Annotated in this window: 15 protein-coding genes and 1 pseudogene; 15 read left to right on the forward strand and 1 reads right to left on the reverse strand. The window is 71.1% G+C overall.

What is annotated here, in order from left to right:
- Positions 1 to 18: 18 nt before the first annotated feature.
- The 9 genes and pseudogenes from WBK31_RS24480 to WBK31_RS24520 all read left to right on the forward strand — a co-directional run.
- Positions 19 to 1,005, forward strand: a complete 987-nt coding sequence (locus WBK31_RS24480) for a sugar phosphate isomerase/epimerase family protein (RefSeq protein WP_406673207.1) — start codon at positions 19 to 21, stop codon at positions 1,003 to 1,005.
- Positions 1,006 to 1,030: 25 nt separating this feature from the next.
- A complete protein-coding gene (locus WBK31_RS24485) occupies positions 1,031 to 1,945 on the forward strand; it encodes a transketolase (protein WP_364056199.1) in 915 nt (304 codons plus the stop codon).
- Between the two features lie 2 nt (positions 1,946 to 1,947).
- A complete protein-coding gene (locus tag WBK31_RS24490; protein WP_364057536.1) occupies positions 1,948 to 2,892 on the forward strand; it encodes a transketolase C-terminal domain-containing protein in 945 nt (314 codons plus the stop codon).
- An 87-nt stretch (positions 2,893 to 2,979) separates the two neighbouring features.
- The gene (locus WBK31_RS24495; protein WP_406675526.1) at positions 2,980 to 3,483 is read left to right on the forward strand and encodes an FGGY-family carbohydrate kinase; all 504 of its coding nucleotides are present in this window, start codon (positions 2,980 to 2,982) and stop codon (positions 3,481 to 3,483) included.
- Positions 3,473 to 4,489 carry a sugar-binding transcriptional regulator gene (locus WBK31_RS24500; protein ID WP_364056205.1) on the forward strand — a complete coding sequence of 339 codons (1,017 nt, stop codon included), beginning with the start codon at positions 3,473 to 3,475 and terminating at the stop codon, positions 4,487 to 4,489. Before WBK31_RS24495 ends, WBK31_RS24500 begins: the two co-directional genes overlap by 11 nt.
- 2,135 nt (positions 4,490 to 6,624) lie before the next feature.
- Positions 6,625 to 7,530 (forward strand): Ig-like domain-containing protein, encoded by a 906-nt coding sequence (locus tag WBK31_RS24505; RefSeq protein WP_406673208.1) that lies wholly within the window; start codon positions 6,625 to 6,627, stop codon positions 7,528 to 7,530.
- A 21-nt stretch (positions 7,531 to 7,551) separates the two neighbouring features.
- Positions 7,552 to 9,390 carry an ABC transporter substrate-binding protein gene (locus tag WBK31_RS24510; protein ID WP_406673209.1) on the forward strand — a complete coding sequence of 613 codons (1,839 nt, stop codon included), beginning with the start codon at positions 7,552 to 7,554 and terminating at the stop codon, positions 9,388 to 9,390.
- On the forward strand, positions 9,336 to 9,542 hold the full coding sequence (locus WBK31_RS24515; RefSeq protein ID WP_378787347.1) for a hypothetical protein: 207 nt from the start codon (positions 9,336 to 9,338) through the stop codon (positions 9,540 to 9,542). Before WBK31_RS24510 ends, WBK31_RS24515 begins: the two co-directional genes overlap by 55 nt.
- 49 nt (positions 9,543 to 9,591) lie before the next feature.
- Positions 9,592 to 9,798 (forward strand): annotated as a pseudogene (locus WBK31_RS24520) (ABC transporter permease); the annotation flags it as partial.
- A gap of 245 nt (positions 9,799 to 10,043) precedes the next feature.
- Here WBK31_RS24520 and WBK31_RS24525 read toward each other — a convergent pair.
- Entirely contained in the window at positions 10,044 to 10,172 is a 129-nt protein-coding gene (locus WBK31_RS24525) for a hypothetical protein (RefSeq protein ID WP_406673210.1), read from the reverse strand.
- A gap of 17 nt (positions 10,173 to 10,189) precedes the next feature.
- On the opposite strand from WBK31_RS24525, the gene WBK31_RS24530 reads away from it, so the two are divergent.
- The 6 genes from WBK31_RS24530 to WBK31_RS24555 are packed head-to-tail and all read left to right on the forward strand — an operon-like array spanning position 10,190 to position 16,068.
- A complete protein-coding gene (locus tag WBK31_RS24530; protein WP_406673211.1) occupies positions 10,190 to 10,552 on the forward strand; it encodes an ABC transporter permease subunit in 363 nt (120 codons plus the stop codon).
- A 6-nt stretch (positions 10,553 to 10,558) separates the two neighbouring features.
- The gene (locus tag WBK31_RS24535; protein WP_364056217.1) at positions 10,559 to 11,710 is read left to right on the forward strand and encodes an ABC transporter permease; all 1,152 of its coding nucleotides are present in this window, start codon (positions 10,559 to 10,561) and stop codon (positions 11,708 to 11,710) included.
- Between the two features lie 38 nt (positions 11,711 to 11,748).
- Positions 11,749 to 12,798, forward strand: a complete 1,050-nt coding sequence (locus WBK31_RS24540; RefSeq protein ID WP_364056220.1) for an ABC transporter ATP-binding protein — start codon at positions 11,749 to 11,751, stop codon at positions 12,796 to 12,798.
- Positions 12,795 to 13,835: an oligopeptide/dipeptide ABC transporter ATP-binding protein gene (locus WBK31_RS24545; RefSeq protein ID WP_364056223.1), complete on the forward strand. Its 1,041-nt coding sequence runs from the start codon at positions 12,795 to 12,797 to the stop codon at positions 13,833 to 13,835. The genes WBK31_RS24540 and WBK31_RS24545 overlap by 4 nt, the downstream gene beginning before the upstream one ends.
- The gene (locus WBK31_RS24550) at positions 13,832 to 14,872 is read left to right on the forward strand and encodes an exo-alpha-sialidase (protein ID WP_406673212.1); all 1,041 of its coding nucleotides are present in this window, start codon (positions 13,832 to 13,834) and stop codon (positions 14,870 to 14,872) included. The genes WBK31_RS24545 and WBK31_RS24550 overlap by 4 nt, the downstream gene beginning before the upstream one ends.
- Positions 14,872 to 16,068, forward strand: a complete 1,197-nt coding sequence (locus tag WBK31_RS24555) for an exo-alpha-sialidase (RefSeq protein ID WP_406673213.1) — start codon at positions 14,872 to 14,874, stop codon at positions 16,066 to 16,068. Before WBK31_RS24550 ends, WBK31_RS24555 begins: the two co-directional genes overlap by 1 nt.
- The last annotated feature ends 8 nt before the right edge of the window (positions 16,069 to 16,076 follow it).

Consider the following 16,076-nt stretch of genomic DNA (forward strand, 5'->3'; position numbering starts at 1 on the left):
AGCAGGAGGCGATGCGCCATGAGTGCGCTGACGTTCGGCGCCGGGATATGGGCGTTCGGGCAGATCGTGGACCGGTACGCCACGGACGGCTACGGTCCGGCGAGGACGATGACCGAGATGCTCGATCTCGCGGCCGCCGTTGACGGGCTGGAGTGCCTGGACGTCAACGTGCCGTTCGCCGAGGGCGTCACCAAGGCGTCGGAGGTGGCCGGGCTGCTGGCCGAGCGCGGGCTGCGGGCCAGGGCGATCACCCCGCACATCTACACCAGGGAGTTCGCCAGGGGCGCCTTCACCAACCCCGACCCCGCCGTACGCCGGAAGGCCGCCGAGCGCGTGCACGAGGCCGTCGCGGTCGCGCGCGAGCTGGGCGCCGACTACGTGAAGTTCTGGCCCGGCCAGGACGGCTTCGACCTGCCGGGGCAGGCCGACTACGCGCGGCTGTGGGACCTGACCGTGACCGCGATCAGGGAGCTCGCGTCCGCCCACCCCGACGTGCAGTTCGCGATCGAGTACAAGGCCAAGGAGCCGCGGGTGCGCATCACGCTCGCCGACGCGGCCCGCACCCTGCTGGCCATCGAGGAGGCCGGGCAGCCGAACGTCGGCATCGTCATGGACTTCGGCCACTCGCTGCTGGCCGGCGAGACGCCCGCCGAGGCCGTGCAGCTCGTGCACCGGCGCGGGCGGCTGGTCTCGGTCGAGCTGAACGACAACTGGCGCGGCTGGGACGACGACCTGCCGGTGGCCTCGGTGCACCTGTTCGAGACCATCGAGTATGTGCTGGCCGTGCGGCGCATCGGCTGGGACAAGCCGATCCTGCTCGACCAGTTCCCGTACCGGGAGGATCCGGTGCGCGCGCTGTCGCAGAGCATCCGGACGATCAGGATGCTGGAGGAGGTGTGCGACCGGGTCGATCTGGACGCGCTCAGGGACGCGCAGGAACGGCAGGACGCGCTGGCCGCGCAGGCGGTGCTCTGGTCGGCGATCGGGACGGCACGTGCGACCTAGCGACACCACACTCCCCCACCCGCCGGTGAGCACCGGCGCCGAGCTGCGCCCCGACCATCAGGCCATCGCCGAGTGGCGGCGGCTGCGCGAGCGGCTGGCCCGCGCCGACCGCGCGGGCCGCGCCGCCGCGCTCGCCGCGCTGGCCGGCGGCATCAGGCGCACGGTCATCGGCACCATCGCGGACGCCGGTCTCGGCCACACCGGCGGCGACCTGTCGGTGACCGACATCCTCACCACCCTGTACGCCGCCGTGCTGCGCCTCGACCCCGCCGACCCCTCCTGGCCGGAGCGCGACCGGCTCATCCTGAGCAAGGGCCACTGCTCGGTCGCCCTCTACACCACGCTCACGACCTGCGGCTTCTTCCCCGCCGAGCACCTGAGCACGTTCGCCGCCCCGCTGTCGCCGCTCAACGGCCATCCCAGCCGCCGCTCGGTGCCGGGCGTGGAGACCAGCACGGGTCCGCTCGGCCACGGCCTGCCGGTCGGCGTCGGCGTCGCGATCGGGCTGCGGCTGCGCGGGTCGGCGGCGCGGACGGTGGTGGTGCTGGGCGACGGCGAGCTGCAGGAGGGCAGCAACTGGGAGGCCGCGATGACGGCGGGCCACCGGCGGCTGTCGTCGCTGACGGCGATCGTGGACCGCAACGGGCTGCAGCAGGGCGCGCGCACCAGCGACACCAACGACCTGGAGCCGCTGGCCGACAAGTGGCGGGCCTTCGGGTGGGAGGCGGTCGAGGTGGACGGGCACGACCACCTGGCGCTGCTCGACGCCGTCACGGCACCGCGCGACGAGGGCCGGCCGCGCTGCGTGATCGCCAGGACAGTGAAGGGACGGGGCGTTTCGTTCATGGAGGACCGGGTGGAGTGGCATCACCGGGTGCCGGACGCCGAGCAGACCCGCGCCGCGCTCGCCGAGCTGGCCGAGTCAGGGGACGCGCGTTGATCGTGAAAGCGGCGCACGACTGCCGCGACGCCTTCGCCGACGAGCTGGTCGGCCTGGCCCGCGCCGACGACCGGATCGTGGCCGTGTGCAACGACTCGGTCGGGTCGAGCAAGCTGGCCGCCTTCGCCGCCGAGTTCCCCGACCGGCTGGTGAACGTGGGCATCGCGGAGCAGGACATGGTGGGCATCGGGGCGGGCCTCGCCAACGCGGGACTGGTGCCGTTCGTGTGCGGGGCGGCGACGTTCCTCACGGCCCGGGCGTTGGAGCAGATCAAGGCGGACGTGGCCTACAGCGCGGCGAACGTCAAGCTGTGCGGGATGAGCCCCGGGCTGTCGTACGGCGCGCTGGGGCCCACCCACCACTCGACCGAGGACCTGTCGTGGCTGCGCGCCATCGCCGACCTGCCCGTCGTGGTGCCCGCCGACCCGGCGCAGACGCGCGCGGCGGTGCGGTGGGCGGCGCGGACGGCCGGCCCGGCGTTCCTGCGCATCGGCAGGTTCCCGGTGCCGGACGTCTCGCCGCCGGACGGGCCCGCGTTCACCTACGGGCGGGCGGCCCGGCTGCGCGAGGGCTCGGACGCGACGATCGTGGCGACCGGCACGCTGGTCAGCCGCGCGCTCGAGGCCGCGGAGCTGCTGGCCGGGCGCGGCGTGCAGGCCAGGGTGGTGAACGTCTCGACCGTCTCCCCGCTGGACCGCGAGGAGATCGCGGCGGCGGCCACGCAGACAGGGGCGGTCGTCACGGCGGAGGAGGCGGTGCCCACCGGCGGGCTCGGGGCGGCGGTGGCGGAGGTGGTGCTGGAGACGCGCCCGGTGCCGATGCGGCTGCTCGGCCCGCGTACGTTCGCGCCCACCGGCGAGCCGGAGTTCCTCCTCGAACACTTCGGGCTCACCGCGGACGGCATCGCCCGCGCGACGCTGGAGGTGCTGGGCCGTGCCGGCGCGTGACGTGCGGGCGGGACCGCCGCCCGGTCTGAACGCCGGGGACGCTCGCGGCGCGCCCGTACGGCGGGACGCTAGCGGGGTAGGCTGCACATCGTGCCGGCGTTCGGTGGTCTGGGCGCGCCGTGGTGGGACGACGGAGCAGAAGCGATCATGACGGGTTTCGGCCTGGGCACGCGCAGGGAGGACCTCGCGCGGGCCGCGGTCGACTCGATCGGCCTGCAGGTCGCCGACGTCGTGGCGGCCATGCGGCGGGCCGCGGGGCCCGTCACCGAGCTGCTGGCCGACGGCGGGCCGGCGGCCAACACCGACCTCATGCGGTGGCAGGCCGACATCACCGGGCTGCCGGTGCGGGTGGCGGCGCGTCCCGAGCTGTCCGCGCTGGGTGCCGCGCACCTGGCCGGGCTCGAAACCGGTGTATGGTCCCGCGGGGAGCTGTCGGGGCTGCCGCGCCACGGCCGGCGACACCCGCCCGTGCTGCCGGTGTGCGAGCGGCGCCGCGCGCTAGCACAATGGCACTCGGCAGTGGCCCGGGCTCGCCACCGGACCAGCAGGAGCGGCGAAGCCGAAGCGGAGGCCAGCGATCGTGGGAGCTGACAGTGGGTTCGACAAGGGCCGCGCGGGCGAGGTGAGGCTCGGCGGTCGCCGGCTCGGCCAGGAGTCCGAGCGCATGCGGCTGCTCGTCCGCGTCGCCCGGCTCTACCACGAGCACGGCGTGCGCCAGCCGCAGATCGCCGCCCAGCTGCGCATCTCGCAGCCCAGGGTGTCGCGGCTGCTCAAGGAGGCCGCGGAGATCGGCATCGTGCGCACGGTGGTCGTGGTGCCGTCCGGCGTGCACGCGCTGCTGGAGGAGGACCTCGAGCGCAAGTACGGCGCGGAGCAGATCATCGTCGTGGACGCCGCGGGCGAGAACCACGACGTGGTGGCCGCGCTGGGCTCGGCCGGGGCGACGTACCTCGACGCCACGCTGATCGGCGGCGAGCACCTCGGCATCTCCTCGTGGAGCGCGAGCCTGCTGGCCACGGTCGAGGCGATGCAGCGCCGTCCGGTGCGGGTGGCCGAGGAGGTCGTGCAGCTCATCGGCGGGGTCGGCAAGGGCTCCGCGCAGGTGCAGGCGACCCGGCTGGCCGCTCATCTGGCCGACCTGACCGGCGCCGAGCCGGTCTTCCTGCCCGCTCCCGGGCTCGTGGGCTCGGCGGTGGCGCGGCAGGCGCTGGAAGAGGACCACGTGGTGCGGCAGGTGATCGATGCCTGGTCGCGGCTGACCACCGTGCTGGTCGGCATCGGCAGCCTCAACCCGTCGCCGCTGCTGCAGGAGAGCGGCAACGCGATCTCCGAGGACGAGCTGGAGACGCTGCGCGGGCTCGGCGCGGTGGGCGATGTGTGCCTGCGCTTCTTCGATGCCGAAGGCCGGCTGATCGACTCGCCGCTGGAGGAGCGCATCCTCGGCATCCCCGCCGCCGACCTGCGGCGGGTGCCGCGCCGCATCGCCATCGCCGGCGGACGCCGTAAGACCGCCGCCATCAGGGCCGCGCTCAAGGGCGGCTGGGTCAACACCCTCATCACGGACGTCGGCGTCGCCGAGGAGCTCCTGAAGGACTGACCCGGCCCTCCTGGCAGAGAAAGCCTCCCGCAGGACGACCGGCCTCCTCGCCGAGGAGCTGAGGAACTTTCCTCGCCGAGGAGCCGGGGACCTCTCCTCGCCGAGAGCCGGGGAACTCTCCCGGAGGACCGACCGGCCGAGGAGCTTCTTTCCAGGGCCACCCTCGGTTCTCCTCGTCAAGGAGCCGCTCAGGGTTGCCCCGAGCCTCCCCGCCACCACGCCCGTGCCCCGGCGCCCGGATGCCGCGCCGACGTGCGGCGGATGCCGCACCCACCCGGCCGGCGAGGTTCTGCGCCGGCACACGCGAACCTCGCGGGCCCCGCCCGCTCCTCCAGGCCCCCGCACCCCACCCAGCTCCCCCACGCTCCCCGCCCGCCGCCGGCTTCCATGTGCTCTCCCACCGCCGCCGCGCGTTCGGCGTGGCGGCCGTCGTGCCTTCGCGCGGGCGGCCGTCGTGCCTTCGCGCGGGCGGCCGTCGTGCCTTCGCGCGGCGGTCTTCGTGCCGTCCCGTGGCGGTCTTCGTGCGTTCGCCGGAACTCGAAAGATGACCGCCGGAGAAACCGCTCTTGACAGTCACATCCGTGTCGTTCACGATGTGATGAATCCACTCCATTCATGCCTGAATAAAAATTCTCACCGACAGCAGCGTGGTCCGGAGTGTGCCGATCAGACGGCACGGCCCTGCCTATTTCCGGGGCGGAAAGAGAGCGTTTCGATGACCGAGGCCCTTGGCTTCGATCCCCAAAGATCAGGATTCGGCCGCCGCGCTTTACTGCGCTCGGCGGCATTGGTCACACCCGCCGTGGCCTGAGGCCGGCTGCGGGTCATGCCGCCGCTGCGGCGGTGCCCACGCCGTCGCCGGCACCGGCTCAGACGGCGCAGGCCGCCGCGAAGAAGGTGCCCGCCTTCCCCGGCGCCGAGGGCGCGGGCATGTACGTCACCGGCGGCCGCGGCGGCAAGGTGTACGAGGTGACGACCCTCGACGACGACGGCCCCGGCTCGCTGCGCGCGGCGGCCGCCAAGTCGAACGGCACGATCGTCTTCCGGGTGGCCGGCACCATCAGGCTCAAGAGCGGGCTCGACATCACCGGCTCCAACCTGACGATCGCCGGCCAGACCGCGCCCGGCCACGGCATCACCGTCATCGGCAACGAGACGGCGATCAAGGGCAACAACATCATCCTGCGCCACCTGCGCTTCCGCGGCGGTGACGAGCTCGGCACCCCCATCGACACCTTCGCCGCCAGGGGCGTGCGCGACGTCATCATCGACCACTGCTCGTTCAGCTGGGGCGTGGACGAGTGCTTCTCCGTCTACGGCAACACCAACGTGACCGTTCAGTGGTGCATCATCTCCGAGGGCCTGGTCAACTCGGTGCACGACAAGGGCCGGCACGGCATGGGCGGCCTGTGGGGCGGCGACACGGTCACGTACCACCACAACCTGCTCATCCACCAGAACGGCCGTAACCCGCGCTTCAGCTTCGAAGAGGGCATGGCGCTGGTGGTGGACCACCGCAACAACGTGATCTACAACCCGGGCATCACGTCCTGCTACGGCGGCGAGTGGTCCAACGGCATCAACCTGGTGGGCAACTACTACAAGCCGGGCCCCAACACGCTGCCCGGCATCGCCAGGGAGATCGTCGCCCCCGGACGCTTCGGCCAGTGGCACGTCAGCGGCAACGAGATCGAGGGGCACGCCGACGTCACGGCCGACAACAGCAAGGGCATCACGTTCCCGGTCGGCGGCATCACGCTGCTGCCCAGGCCGGTGGAGTTCGACAACGGCATCACCGAGCAGACGGCGCGCGAGGCGTTCGCGACCGTCCTGGAGCAGGCGGGGGCCACGCTGCCGCGCCGGGACGCCATCGACGCGCGGCTGGTGAACGAGGCCCGCACCGGCACGGGACGGCACATCAACTCGCAGAAGGACGTGGGCGGCTTCGTGCCCCTGCCCACCGAGGTGGAGCCCCCGGCAGACGGCGACCACGACGGCATCCCCGACGAGTGGGAGACCGCGAACGGCCTCGACCCCGCCGACCCCGAGGACGCGCAGACGGCCGGCCCCGACGGGTACACGAACCTGGAGCGCTACCTCAACTCCATCCAGCGGGCCGGCGCCGCAACCCGGAGGTGGCGATCACCTCCCCCGCGATCGACCAGGTGTTCGCGGCGGCCAAGAACAAGCAGTCCATCACGATCACGGCCGACGCCAAGGCGCTCGACGGCGCGACGATCGCGAAGGTCGAGTTCTTCCACGGCGACACGAAGATCGGCGAGGCGACGGCGGCGCCGTACACGGTGACGTGGGAGGGGGTCAAGGACGGCAGCTACTGCCTGACGGCCAGGGCCACCGACAGCACCGGCTCGGCGACCACGTCCTCGCTGGTGCCGATCCACGTCAACCGCACCAGGACGCACAGCGGCTGGCAGGTCAGGGACATCGGCGAGGTGCCGATCCCCGGCAACACGGCGCTCAAGGACGGCGTCTTCACGATGAAGGGCTCCGGCAAGATCGCCGGCTGGAACGACTCCTTCCACTTCGCGTACAAGGCGGTCGGCTTCAGCAGGCGCGGCGAGGTCCTGGAGATCACCGCCCGGCTCGACGGCATCAGCAGGAACCACATCGGCGCGGTGGCCGGCGTCATGGTGCGGCAGGACCTGGAGCCGGACTCGCCGTTCATGCTGGCCGGCATCGGCTACTCAGCCAGCAGTGAGGACGGCTCCGGCCGGCGGGCGATGGCGATCAGGGTCGCCTCGCACGGCACCCGGCCGAGCGTCGGCGAGTGGCCCGACGGCCTGGGCGAGAAGCCGTACTGGCTGCGCCTGGTCGCGAGGAGCCTGCCGACCGGCAACGACACCGAGTTCGAGGCGTTCCTGTCGGACAACTCCCTCAACTGGGACCGCATCGGCTACGAGCGCATCGCGATGCGCACCAGCCGCTTCTACGTCGGTCTCGTCGTGGACGGCAACCAGGAGGCCAACGGCGTCCACAACTACATCACCGCGACCTTCAGCCAGGTCAAGGTCAATCGTTAGACCCCCGGAAACGGAGCACCGATGACAGAGCACGCCTTCACGAGGAGGAGCCTGCTCCGCGGCGGCGGAGGGCTTCTGCTGCTGGCCACGGCCGGTGGCTGCGGCTTCTTCGACACCAGCCCCGCCAAGGACGCGGGCGGCCCGGCGGCGGCCGCCGACCTGTCGGCCAAGGAGGCGCCCCAGCTGGCCGAGCTGGTCAAGGCCGGCAAACTGCCGCCGCTCGAGCAGCGTCTGCCGAAGAACCCCATGGTCGTCACGCCGCTGAAGGAGCCCGGCCGCTACGGCGGCACGTGGGCCTCGGCGATCGTGGGCGAGGACGACTTCGACTGGCTGTACTACTCGCTCGGCTACGAGCCGCTGGTCCGGCTCAAGCCCGGCACCAACGGGCAGAAGGGCCCCGACGACATCGTCCCGAACGTGGCCGAGTTCGAGGTCCAGGACGACGGCCGGGTGTACGTGTTCCGGCTGCGCGAGGGCCTGAAGTGGTCCGACGGCCAGCCGTGCACGGCCGACGACATGCTGTTCGCCTTCGAGGACGTGGCCACCTACCACGACCTGCACACGACCGGCGTCTACGACCTCTACCTGGAGAACGGCACCACGGACGAGCTGGTCAAGGTGGAGAAGGTGGACGAGCGGACGGTCCGCTACGTCTACAAGCAGCCGAAGGCGGGCCTGCTGTTCCAGATCGCGGTCTCGACGTTCGAGCGCGGCGGCGCGGCCGGGTTCCTGCTGCCCAAGCACTACCTCAAGCAGTTCCACAAGAAGTACAACCCGGACGCCGACAAGCTGGCCAAGGAGCGGCAGCTGGAGGACTGGACCCAGCTGTTCATGAACAAGAACGACGTCGCGCACAACGCCGACATGCCGACGCTGCACCCGTGGAAGATCACGAACCCGGTCGGCAAGGGCACGGCGGTGGTGGCCGAGCGCAACCCGTACTACTGGAAGGTCGATGACAAGGGGCGGCAGCTTCCGTACATCGACCGGTTCAGGGCCGAGGTGCTCGGCGACGTCGAGGTCGAGCTGCTGAAGATCATGAACGGCGAGATCGGCCTGCAGCTGCGCAACTTCAACACGCCGGAGAACAAGCCGCTGATCGCGCAGAACGCCGAGAAGGGCAAGTACCGGCTGTTCGACGTGCCGAGCCGGCTGAGCAACACGATGATCCTGCAGTTCAACCAGACGATCAAGGACGACGGACTGCGGGAGCTGTTCCAGAAGAAGGACTTCAGGATCGGCCTGTCGTACGCGATCAACCGGCAGGAGATCATCGACGGCGTGTACGCCGGCCAGGGCGAGCCGTGGCAGGCCGCGCCGTCGAAGAACAACGCGCTCTACGACCCGGAGTTCGCCAAGCAGTACACCGAGTACGACGTCGCCAAGGCCAACGAGTTCCTCGACAAGGCGGGCCTGACGGAGAAGGACTCCGACGGGCGGCGGCTCGGCCCCGACGGCAAGCCGCTGATCATCACGGTCATGGCGAGCACGGAGTTCCCGCACCACGTCGAGGCGCTGGAGTTCGTCAAGAAGGGCTGGGAGGCGGTCGGCGTCGGGCTGCGCGTGGACCCGGTCGCGGGCACGCTGTTCACCGAGCGCACGATGGGCAACCAGCCGCAGTGCTCGACGTACACGTGCAGCGACTTCGACGTGATCACCGGCACCGGCGGCGACCACTACTACGTGCCGAGCAACTCCGGCAGCGCCCGCTACGCCATCCGCTGGGCGCAGTGGTACGGCAGCAAGGGCAAGAGCGGCGACGAGCCGCCGGCCCGGTGCGCGCGCAGCTCGAGGCGTTCACCAAGATGCGCACGGAGCCGGACTTCACCAAGGCGCTGGAGCACGCCAAGGAGGTGGTGAAGGCGGCCAAGGAGCAGTTCTACGCGATCGGCATCAGCTCGTACCCGGACGAGTACGGCATCGTCTCCACCGCGTTCAAGAACGTGCCGGACTCGATGGCGTCCGCGCCGGTGAACCCCGGGCCGACCCAGCCCGAGCAGTACTCGCTCTGAGGGGCACGGCGTGCTGGCTTACTTCGGGCGCCGCCTGATCTACGTGGTGGTGACGCTGTGGGCGATCTCGATCGTCGCGTTCGTCATCATCAACCTGCCGCCGGGCGACTACGTCTCGACACTGGTCGCGAACGCGCAGGCGGGCGGCGAGGGCATCACCCCCGCCGAGATCGCGAACCTGCGGCAGCGCTATGGGCTCGACGATCCGCTGCTCGTGCAGTACTGGCGCTGGTTCTCCGCCATCCTGTTCCACGGCGACTTCGGTCAATCGTTTGCCTGGAACCAGGCGGTCTCCACGCTGATCGGCGAGCGCATCGCGCTGTCGGCGGTGCTGTCGCTCAGCTCGCTGCTGATGGTCTGGGCGATCGCGTTCCCCATCGGCATCTACAGCGCGGTCAAGCAGTACTCCTGGGGCGACTACGGCTTTTCGTTCCTCGGCTTCATCGGGATGGCGGTCCCGGAGTTCATGCTGGCGCTGGTCCTCATGTACATCGGGTTCCGCTACTTCGGGCAGAGCGTGGGCGGGCTGTTCTCGCCGGAGTTCCAGGACGCGGCCTGGAACCTCGGCAAGGTGCTCGACCTGCTGAGCCACCTGTGGGTGCCGATCGTGGTCATCGGGGTCTCCGGCACGGCCTGGCATGATCCGGGTGACCAGGGCCAACCTGCTGGACGAGCTCTACCGCCCGTACGTGGTGACCGCCAGGGCCAAGGGCCTGCCGGAGTGGAAGCTGCTGCTGAAGTACCCGGTGCGGATGTCGCTCAGCCCGTTCTTCAGCACCGTCGGCTGGCTGCTGCCCGGCCTGATCGGCGGCGAGACGATCGTCTCGGTCGTCATGAGCCTGCCCACCGGCGGCCCGCTGCTGCTCAGCGGCGTGCTGAACCAGGACATGTATCTCGTCGGCAGCTTCGTGCTGATCCTCAGCACGCTGACCGTGATCGGCACCGTGATCAGCGACCTGGCGCTGGCCTGGTGGGACCCGCGAATTCGCAAACGGTACAAGAGAGAGTAGCGCCAGATGTTCCTCAGGCGACCGACGGCGAGGGAAGCAGGGACGCTGCCGCAGTGGCGGCTGATGTGGCGGCAGTTCCGCCGGCACCGGCTCGCGATGGTCGGCGCGGCGATCCTGATCCCGGTCTACTTCGTGGCGATCTTCGCGGAGTTCTTCGCGCCGATGTCCAGCTCGACGGCGAACACGCAGATGACGTACGCGCCGCCGCAGGTGCTGCGCATCTCCGCCGAGCACGGCCTGCACGTGTACGGGTACACCAGCGAGCGCGACCCGCGCACGTACGCGCAGACCTACACCGAGGATCCGTCGCAGGTGATCGAGGTCGGGCTGTTCGTGCACGGCGATCCGTACAAGCTGCTGGGGCTGATCCCGTCCGACATCCACCTCATCGGCCCGGTGCGGCACGGCGATCCCTTCTACCTGCTGGGCACCGACCAGAACGGCCGTGACCTGCTGTCGCGGCTCATCCACGGCGCACGCGTGTCGCTGTCCATCGGGCTGGTGGGCGTGGCGGCGAGCTTCCTGCTCGGCATGCTGATCGGCGGCGTCTCCGGCTATTTCGGCGGCGGTGTCGACAACGTGGTGCAGCGCGTCATCGAGTTCCTGATGGCGATACCGACGCTGCCGCTGTGGATGGCGCTGTCGGCGGCGCTGCCCACCGACTGGGGGCCGCTCACCCGATATTTCGCCATCACGGTGCTGCTGTCGCTGATCGGGTGGACGGGTCTGGCCAGGGACGTCCGCGGCCGGTTCCTGGCGCTGCGCGAGGAGGACTTCGTCACCGCGGCCAGGCTGGACGGCGTGGGCCGGCTGTCGATCATCTTCCGGCACATGATCCCCTCGTTCGCCAGCCACATCATCGCCTCGTTGTCGCTGGCCATCCCCGGGATGATCCTCGGCGAGACCAGCCTGAGCTTCCTCGGGCTCGGCCTGCAGGCACCCGCCGTGAGCTGGGGCGTGCTGCTGGAGGGCGCCCAGAACGTGCGCGTCGTCGCCAACGCCCCGTGGCTGCTCGCGCCCGGCGTCGCGGTGGTGGTCGTGGTGGTCGCCATGAACTTCTTCGGGGACGGGCTGCGCGACGCCGCCGACCCGTACGGAGCGGCGAGCGGAGGCCGGAGAAGGAAGCCGTTCAGGCGTAACCGCGTAGGCCGACAGTGAGCGCGACCATCAACACCGCAATAAGGGGGTGGGCAGGCGTGGCCGCAGGCGACGTGCTGCTTGAGATCGAGGACCTGCACACGCACTTCCACATGGACGACGGCGTCGTGCACGCCGTGGACGGCGTGGACCTGCGGATGCGCAAGGGCGAGACGCTGGCCATCGTCGGCGAGTCCGGCTGCGGCAAGAGCGTCATGGCCCGCTCGATCCTGCACCTGGTGGACCCGCCGGGCCGGATCGAGGGCGGCAAGGTCACCCTGCACCGCCCCGACGGCCCGGTGGAGCTGGTCGGCGCGCACAAGCGGCTGCTGCGCCAGGTCAGGTGGAAGGACATCGCGATGGTCTTCCAGGAGCCGATGGCCTCGCTGAGCCTGGTGCACACGATCGGCAGCCAGATCATCGAGGCGGTGCGGCTGCACGAGAACGTCGGCAAGGCCGAGGCCCGCAAGCGCGCCATCGAGATGCTGGACCGGGTCGGCATCCCGATGCCGCAGCGGCGGGTGGACGCCTACCCGTTCGAGCTGAGCGGCGGCATGCGGCAGCGGGCGATGATCGCGATGGCGCTGTCGTGCCGGCCGAGCCTGCTCATCGCCGACGAGCCGACCACCGCGCTCGACGTGACCACGCAGGCGCAGATCCTGGAGCTGCTGCGCGATCTGCAGGACGAGCTGGGCATGGCGATCATGCTGATCACCCACGACCTCGGCGTGGCCGCGCAGGTGGCCGACACGATGGCGGTGATGTACCTGGGCCGGGTCGTCGAGTACGGCTCCGCCGAGCAGGTGCTGTCGCAGCCGCGCCACCCGTACGCGCAGGCGCTGCTGCGCTCGATGCCCCGGCTCGGCCAGGCCAGGCAGCGGCGGCTGGCGGCGATCAGGGGCTCGGTGCCGCCCCCGTACGCGCGGCCCGAAGGCTGCTCCTTCCACCCGCGCTGCGACCACGCCGTCGAGGGGCGGTGCGACGTGGTGACGCCGCGCCTGACCGAAGTGGGCGGCCGCGAGGTGGCGTGCCTGCTCTACCAGGACGAGCCGGAACCGCAGCGGGGCGGCGCCCCGGACGACACCCCGGATGACAGGGAGGAATCGTGAGCACGGAGCCTCTGCTCCGGATCGAAGGGCTGACCAAGCACTTCCCCGTCCGCAGCGGCCTGCTGGGCCGGCAGGTGGGCGCGGTGCGCGCGGTGGACGAGGTCGATCTGGACATCGCCCCGGGCAGCACGCTCGGGCTGGTCGGCGAGTCGGGCTGCGGCAAGACGACGCTCGGCCGGTGCATCGTGCGCGCGCACGACCCGACCAGCGGCCGCATGCTCTACCGGCGGCCCGACGGTTCGGTGATCGACGTGGCGACGCTGAAGGAGAAGGAGCTCAAGCCGTACCGGGCCGAGGTGCGGATGATCTTCCAGGACCCGCACTCGTCGCTCAACCCGCGCAAGACGCTGCGCGAGATCATCGGCGAGCCGATGCGGGTGCACGGCTACGGCACGCCGGACGAGATCGCCGAGCGCGTGGGCGACCTGCTCGAACGGGTGGGCCTGCGCCGCGAGTACGCGAGCCGCTACCCGCACGCCTTCAGCGGCGGCCAGCGGCAGCGGGTCGGCATCGCGCGGGCGCTGGCGCTGTCGCCCCGGCTGGTGGTGGCCGACGAGGCGGTCAGCGCGCTGGACGTGTCGGTCCGCGCGCAGATCCTCAACCTGCTCATGGACCTGCAGGAGGAGTCGGGGCTTGGCTTCCTGTTCGTCAGCCACGACCTCGGCATCATCGAGCACGTCGCGGACGTGGTGGCGGTGATGTACCTCGGCCGGGTGGTCGAGCAGGCCCCCACGGAGGAGCTGTACCGGCGGCCGCTGCACCCCTACACCGAGGCGCTGCTGTCGGCGGTGCCCGACCCCGACCCGGCGGCCAAGCGGCACCGGGAGCGGATCAAGCTGCTCGGCGACATCGCCGACCCGGCGAACGTGCCGCCGGGCTGCCCGTTCCACCCCCGCTGCGTGTACGCCAAGGACGAGTGCCGCGCCGACCGGCCGCCGCTGCGCGAGGTCGGCGGGCGGCGGGTGGCCTGCCACTTCGCCGAGGATCTCGACCTGCGCGGCGTGCCCGGCCCCGAGATCCGGGAGGTGACCGCGTGAGCGACCCGCGTTTCGACGGCGTCGTACGCCCGTCCGCCACGCTGGAGGACGCCGAGGAGGCGCTGCTGCCGGCCCCGCACGGCGTCGACAACCACGCCGCCAACCTGCTGCGCACCTCGTCGGGTGAGCTGCTGTGCACCTGGTTCAGCGGCCCGCAGGAGGGCGACCCCGGCACGAACGTGGTGGTGTCGCGGCTCGCGGGCGGGCGCTGGGAGAAGCCCGCGCTGGTGGCCGCCGACCCCGAGCGCACCGAGCAGAACCCGGTGCTGTTCGAGGTGGACGGGCGGGTGTGGCTGCTGCACACCTCCGGCGAGCCGCACGACCAGACCAGCGCGCACGTGGTGGCCCGCACCTCCGGAGACGGCGGCCGTACGTGGAGCGCGCCGCGCGTGATGCTCGCCAAGCCGGGCAGCTTCGTCCGGCACCCGCCGCTGGTCCTGGACGACGGCACCTGGCTGCTGCCCGCCTACCACTGCGCGCCGACGGGCGACCACAGCGTGGTCCACCTCAGCGCGGACGGCGGCGACACCTGGACCGCGCACGACGTGCCGGACAGCGCGGGCCTGGTGCAGATGACGGTCGTGCCACGGCCCGGCGGCGGGCTGCTGGCCTTCTTCCGCGACCGGCGGGCGGGGCGCATCCACGCCTCGTTCTCGGCCGACGGCCGTAGCTGGTCCGCGCCGGAGCGGACCGAGCTGCCCAGCAACGACTCCTCCGTCCAGCTCACGAGGCTCGGCGACGGACGGCTCGCGCTCGTCTACAACGACGCGAGCCTGGAGCGCGACCGGTTCCGGTGGGTGACCAAGAACGGGAAGCCGCGTAAGAAGGCGCTGCGCACCCCGCTGTCACTCGCCCTGTCCGAGGACGGCGGTGCGACCTGGCCGCACCGGCGCGTCCTGCAGGAAGCCGACTCCGAGTATTGGCAGAACCAGCTCGGCTACTCGTATCCGAGCGTGATCGACGGCGGCGGAGGCCGGGTCCACGTCGCCTACTCCTACCTGCGCAAGACCATCAAGTATCTAGAGATTGGCGTGTGATGAAAGTACGGCAGAGCCTGTTATACGGCGCTCTGGCGGTGGCGGTCGCGGTGCCGTCGTACGTCGCGGGCGACCGCGACGCCGCCGGCGGCGACAGCGGCACGGTACGGGTGCAGCCCACCGGCGCGTACGCCTGCCGCCAGGACGTGGCACCGCCCGACCCCGACGTGCCCAAGGTGCACGCGGCGACGATCGCGCAGGCCCCGCAGGGCGACCTGCTCACCGTCTACTACGGCGGCGCCACCGAGGGGGCGCCGGACCAGGCGCTCTACATGTCGCGGCTGGCGGCCGGCGAGCACACCTGGTCGGAGCCCGAGGTGGTGTTCGACGAGCCGGGCAAGGCCGACGGCAACCCGGTGCTGTGGTCGGACGGCAAGCGCCTCTACCTGTTCTTCGTCACGATCGAGGGGCACGGCTGGGAGCAGGCGCCGATCCGGCTGATCACCTCCGACGACGGCGGCCACACCTGGAGCGAGCCCGTCACCATCCGCAAGGAATGGGGGTGGATGGTCGGCACCAACCCGATCCGCATGTCGAACGGCGAGGTGCTGCTGCCCATCTACGACGAGGGCGGCTCCCGCTCCGGGTTCTACGTCTTCAGCGAGGACATGAGCTCGTGGCAGGCGTACCCGGAGAACACCGAGGACTGGATCAGGACGCCGCGCGGCTCGATCCAGGCGAGCGTGGTCGAGGTGGAGCCGGGGCGGCTGGTCGCGTACATGCGCACCGGTGACGCCGCGATCTACACCAGCCAGTCCACCGACTTCGGCCGCACCTGGAGCGAGCCGGTGGCCGAGCCGATCGGCAACCCGAACTCGCGGGTCGCCGCGCTCAAGCTCGACACCGGCAAGCTCGTGCTGGCCTACAACCCGTGGGTGGAGCACCGCTCCCCCATGCGGCTGTCGCTCTCGCCCGACAAGGGCCGCACCTGGGAGCACTCGGTGGACGTCGAGGCGCAGTCGGGCCCGCAGTTCACGTACCCGATGCTGACGCAGAGCGCCGACGGCTTCATCCACATGGTCTACAGCTACAACCGCAACAACATCCGGCACGTCGTCTTCAACGAGCAGTACCTGCGTGACGCCGTGGGCCTGCTGTCGAACTACCCCGAGCACACGATCACCGAGTTCAAGAACGGCGTCCGGCGCAACGTCGTGCGTCAGTGCCACTACACCCCCGCGAAACAGCCCCGCTGAGGAGAGAG

The organism is Nonomuraea sp. N2-4H, assembly GCF_045291505.1.
Lineage (GTDB): Bacteria > Actinomycetota > Actinomycetes > Streptosporangiales > Streptosporangiaceae > Nonomuraea > Nonomuraea fastidiosa.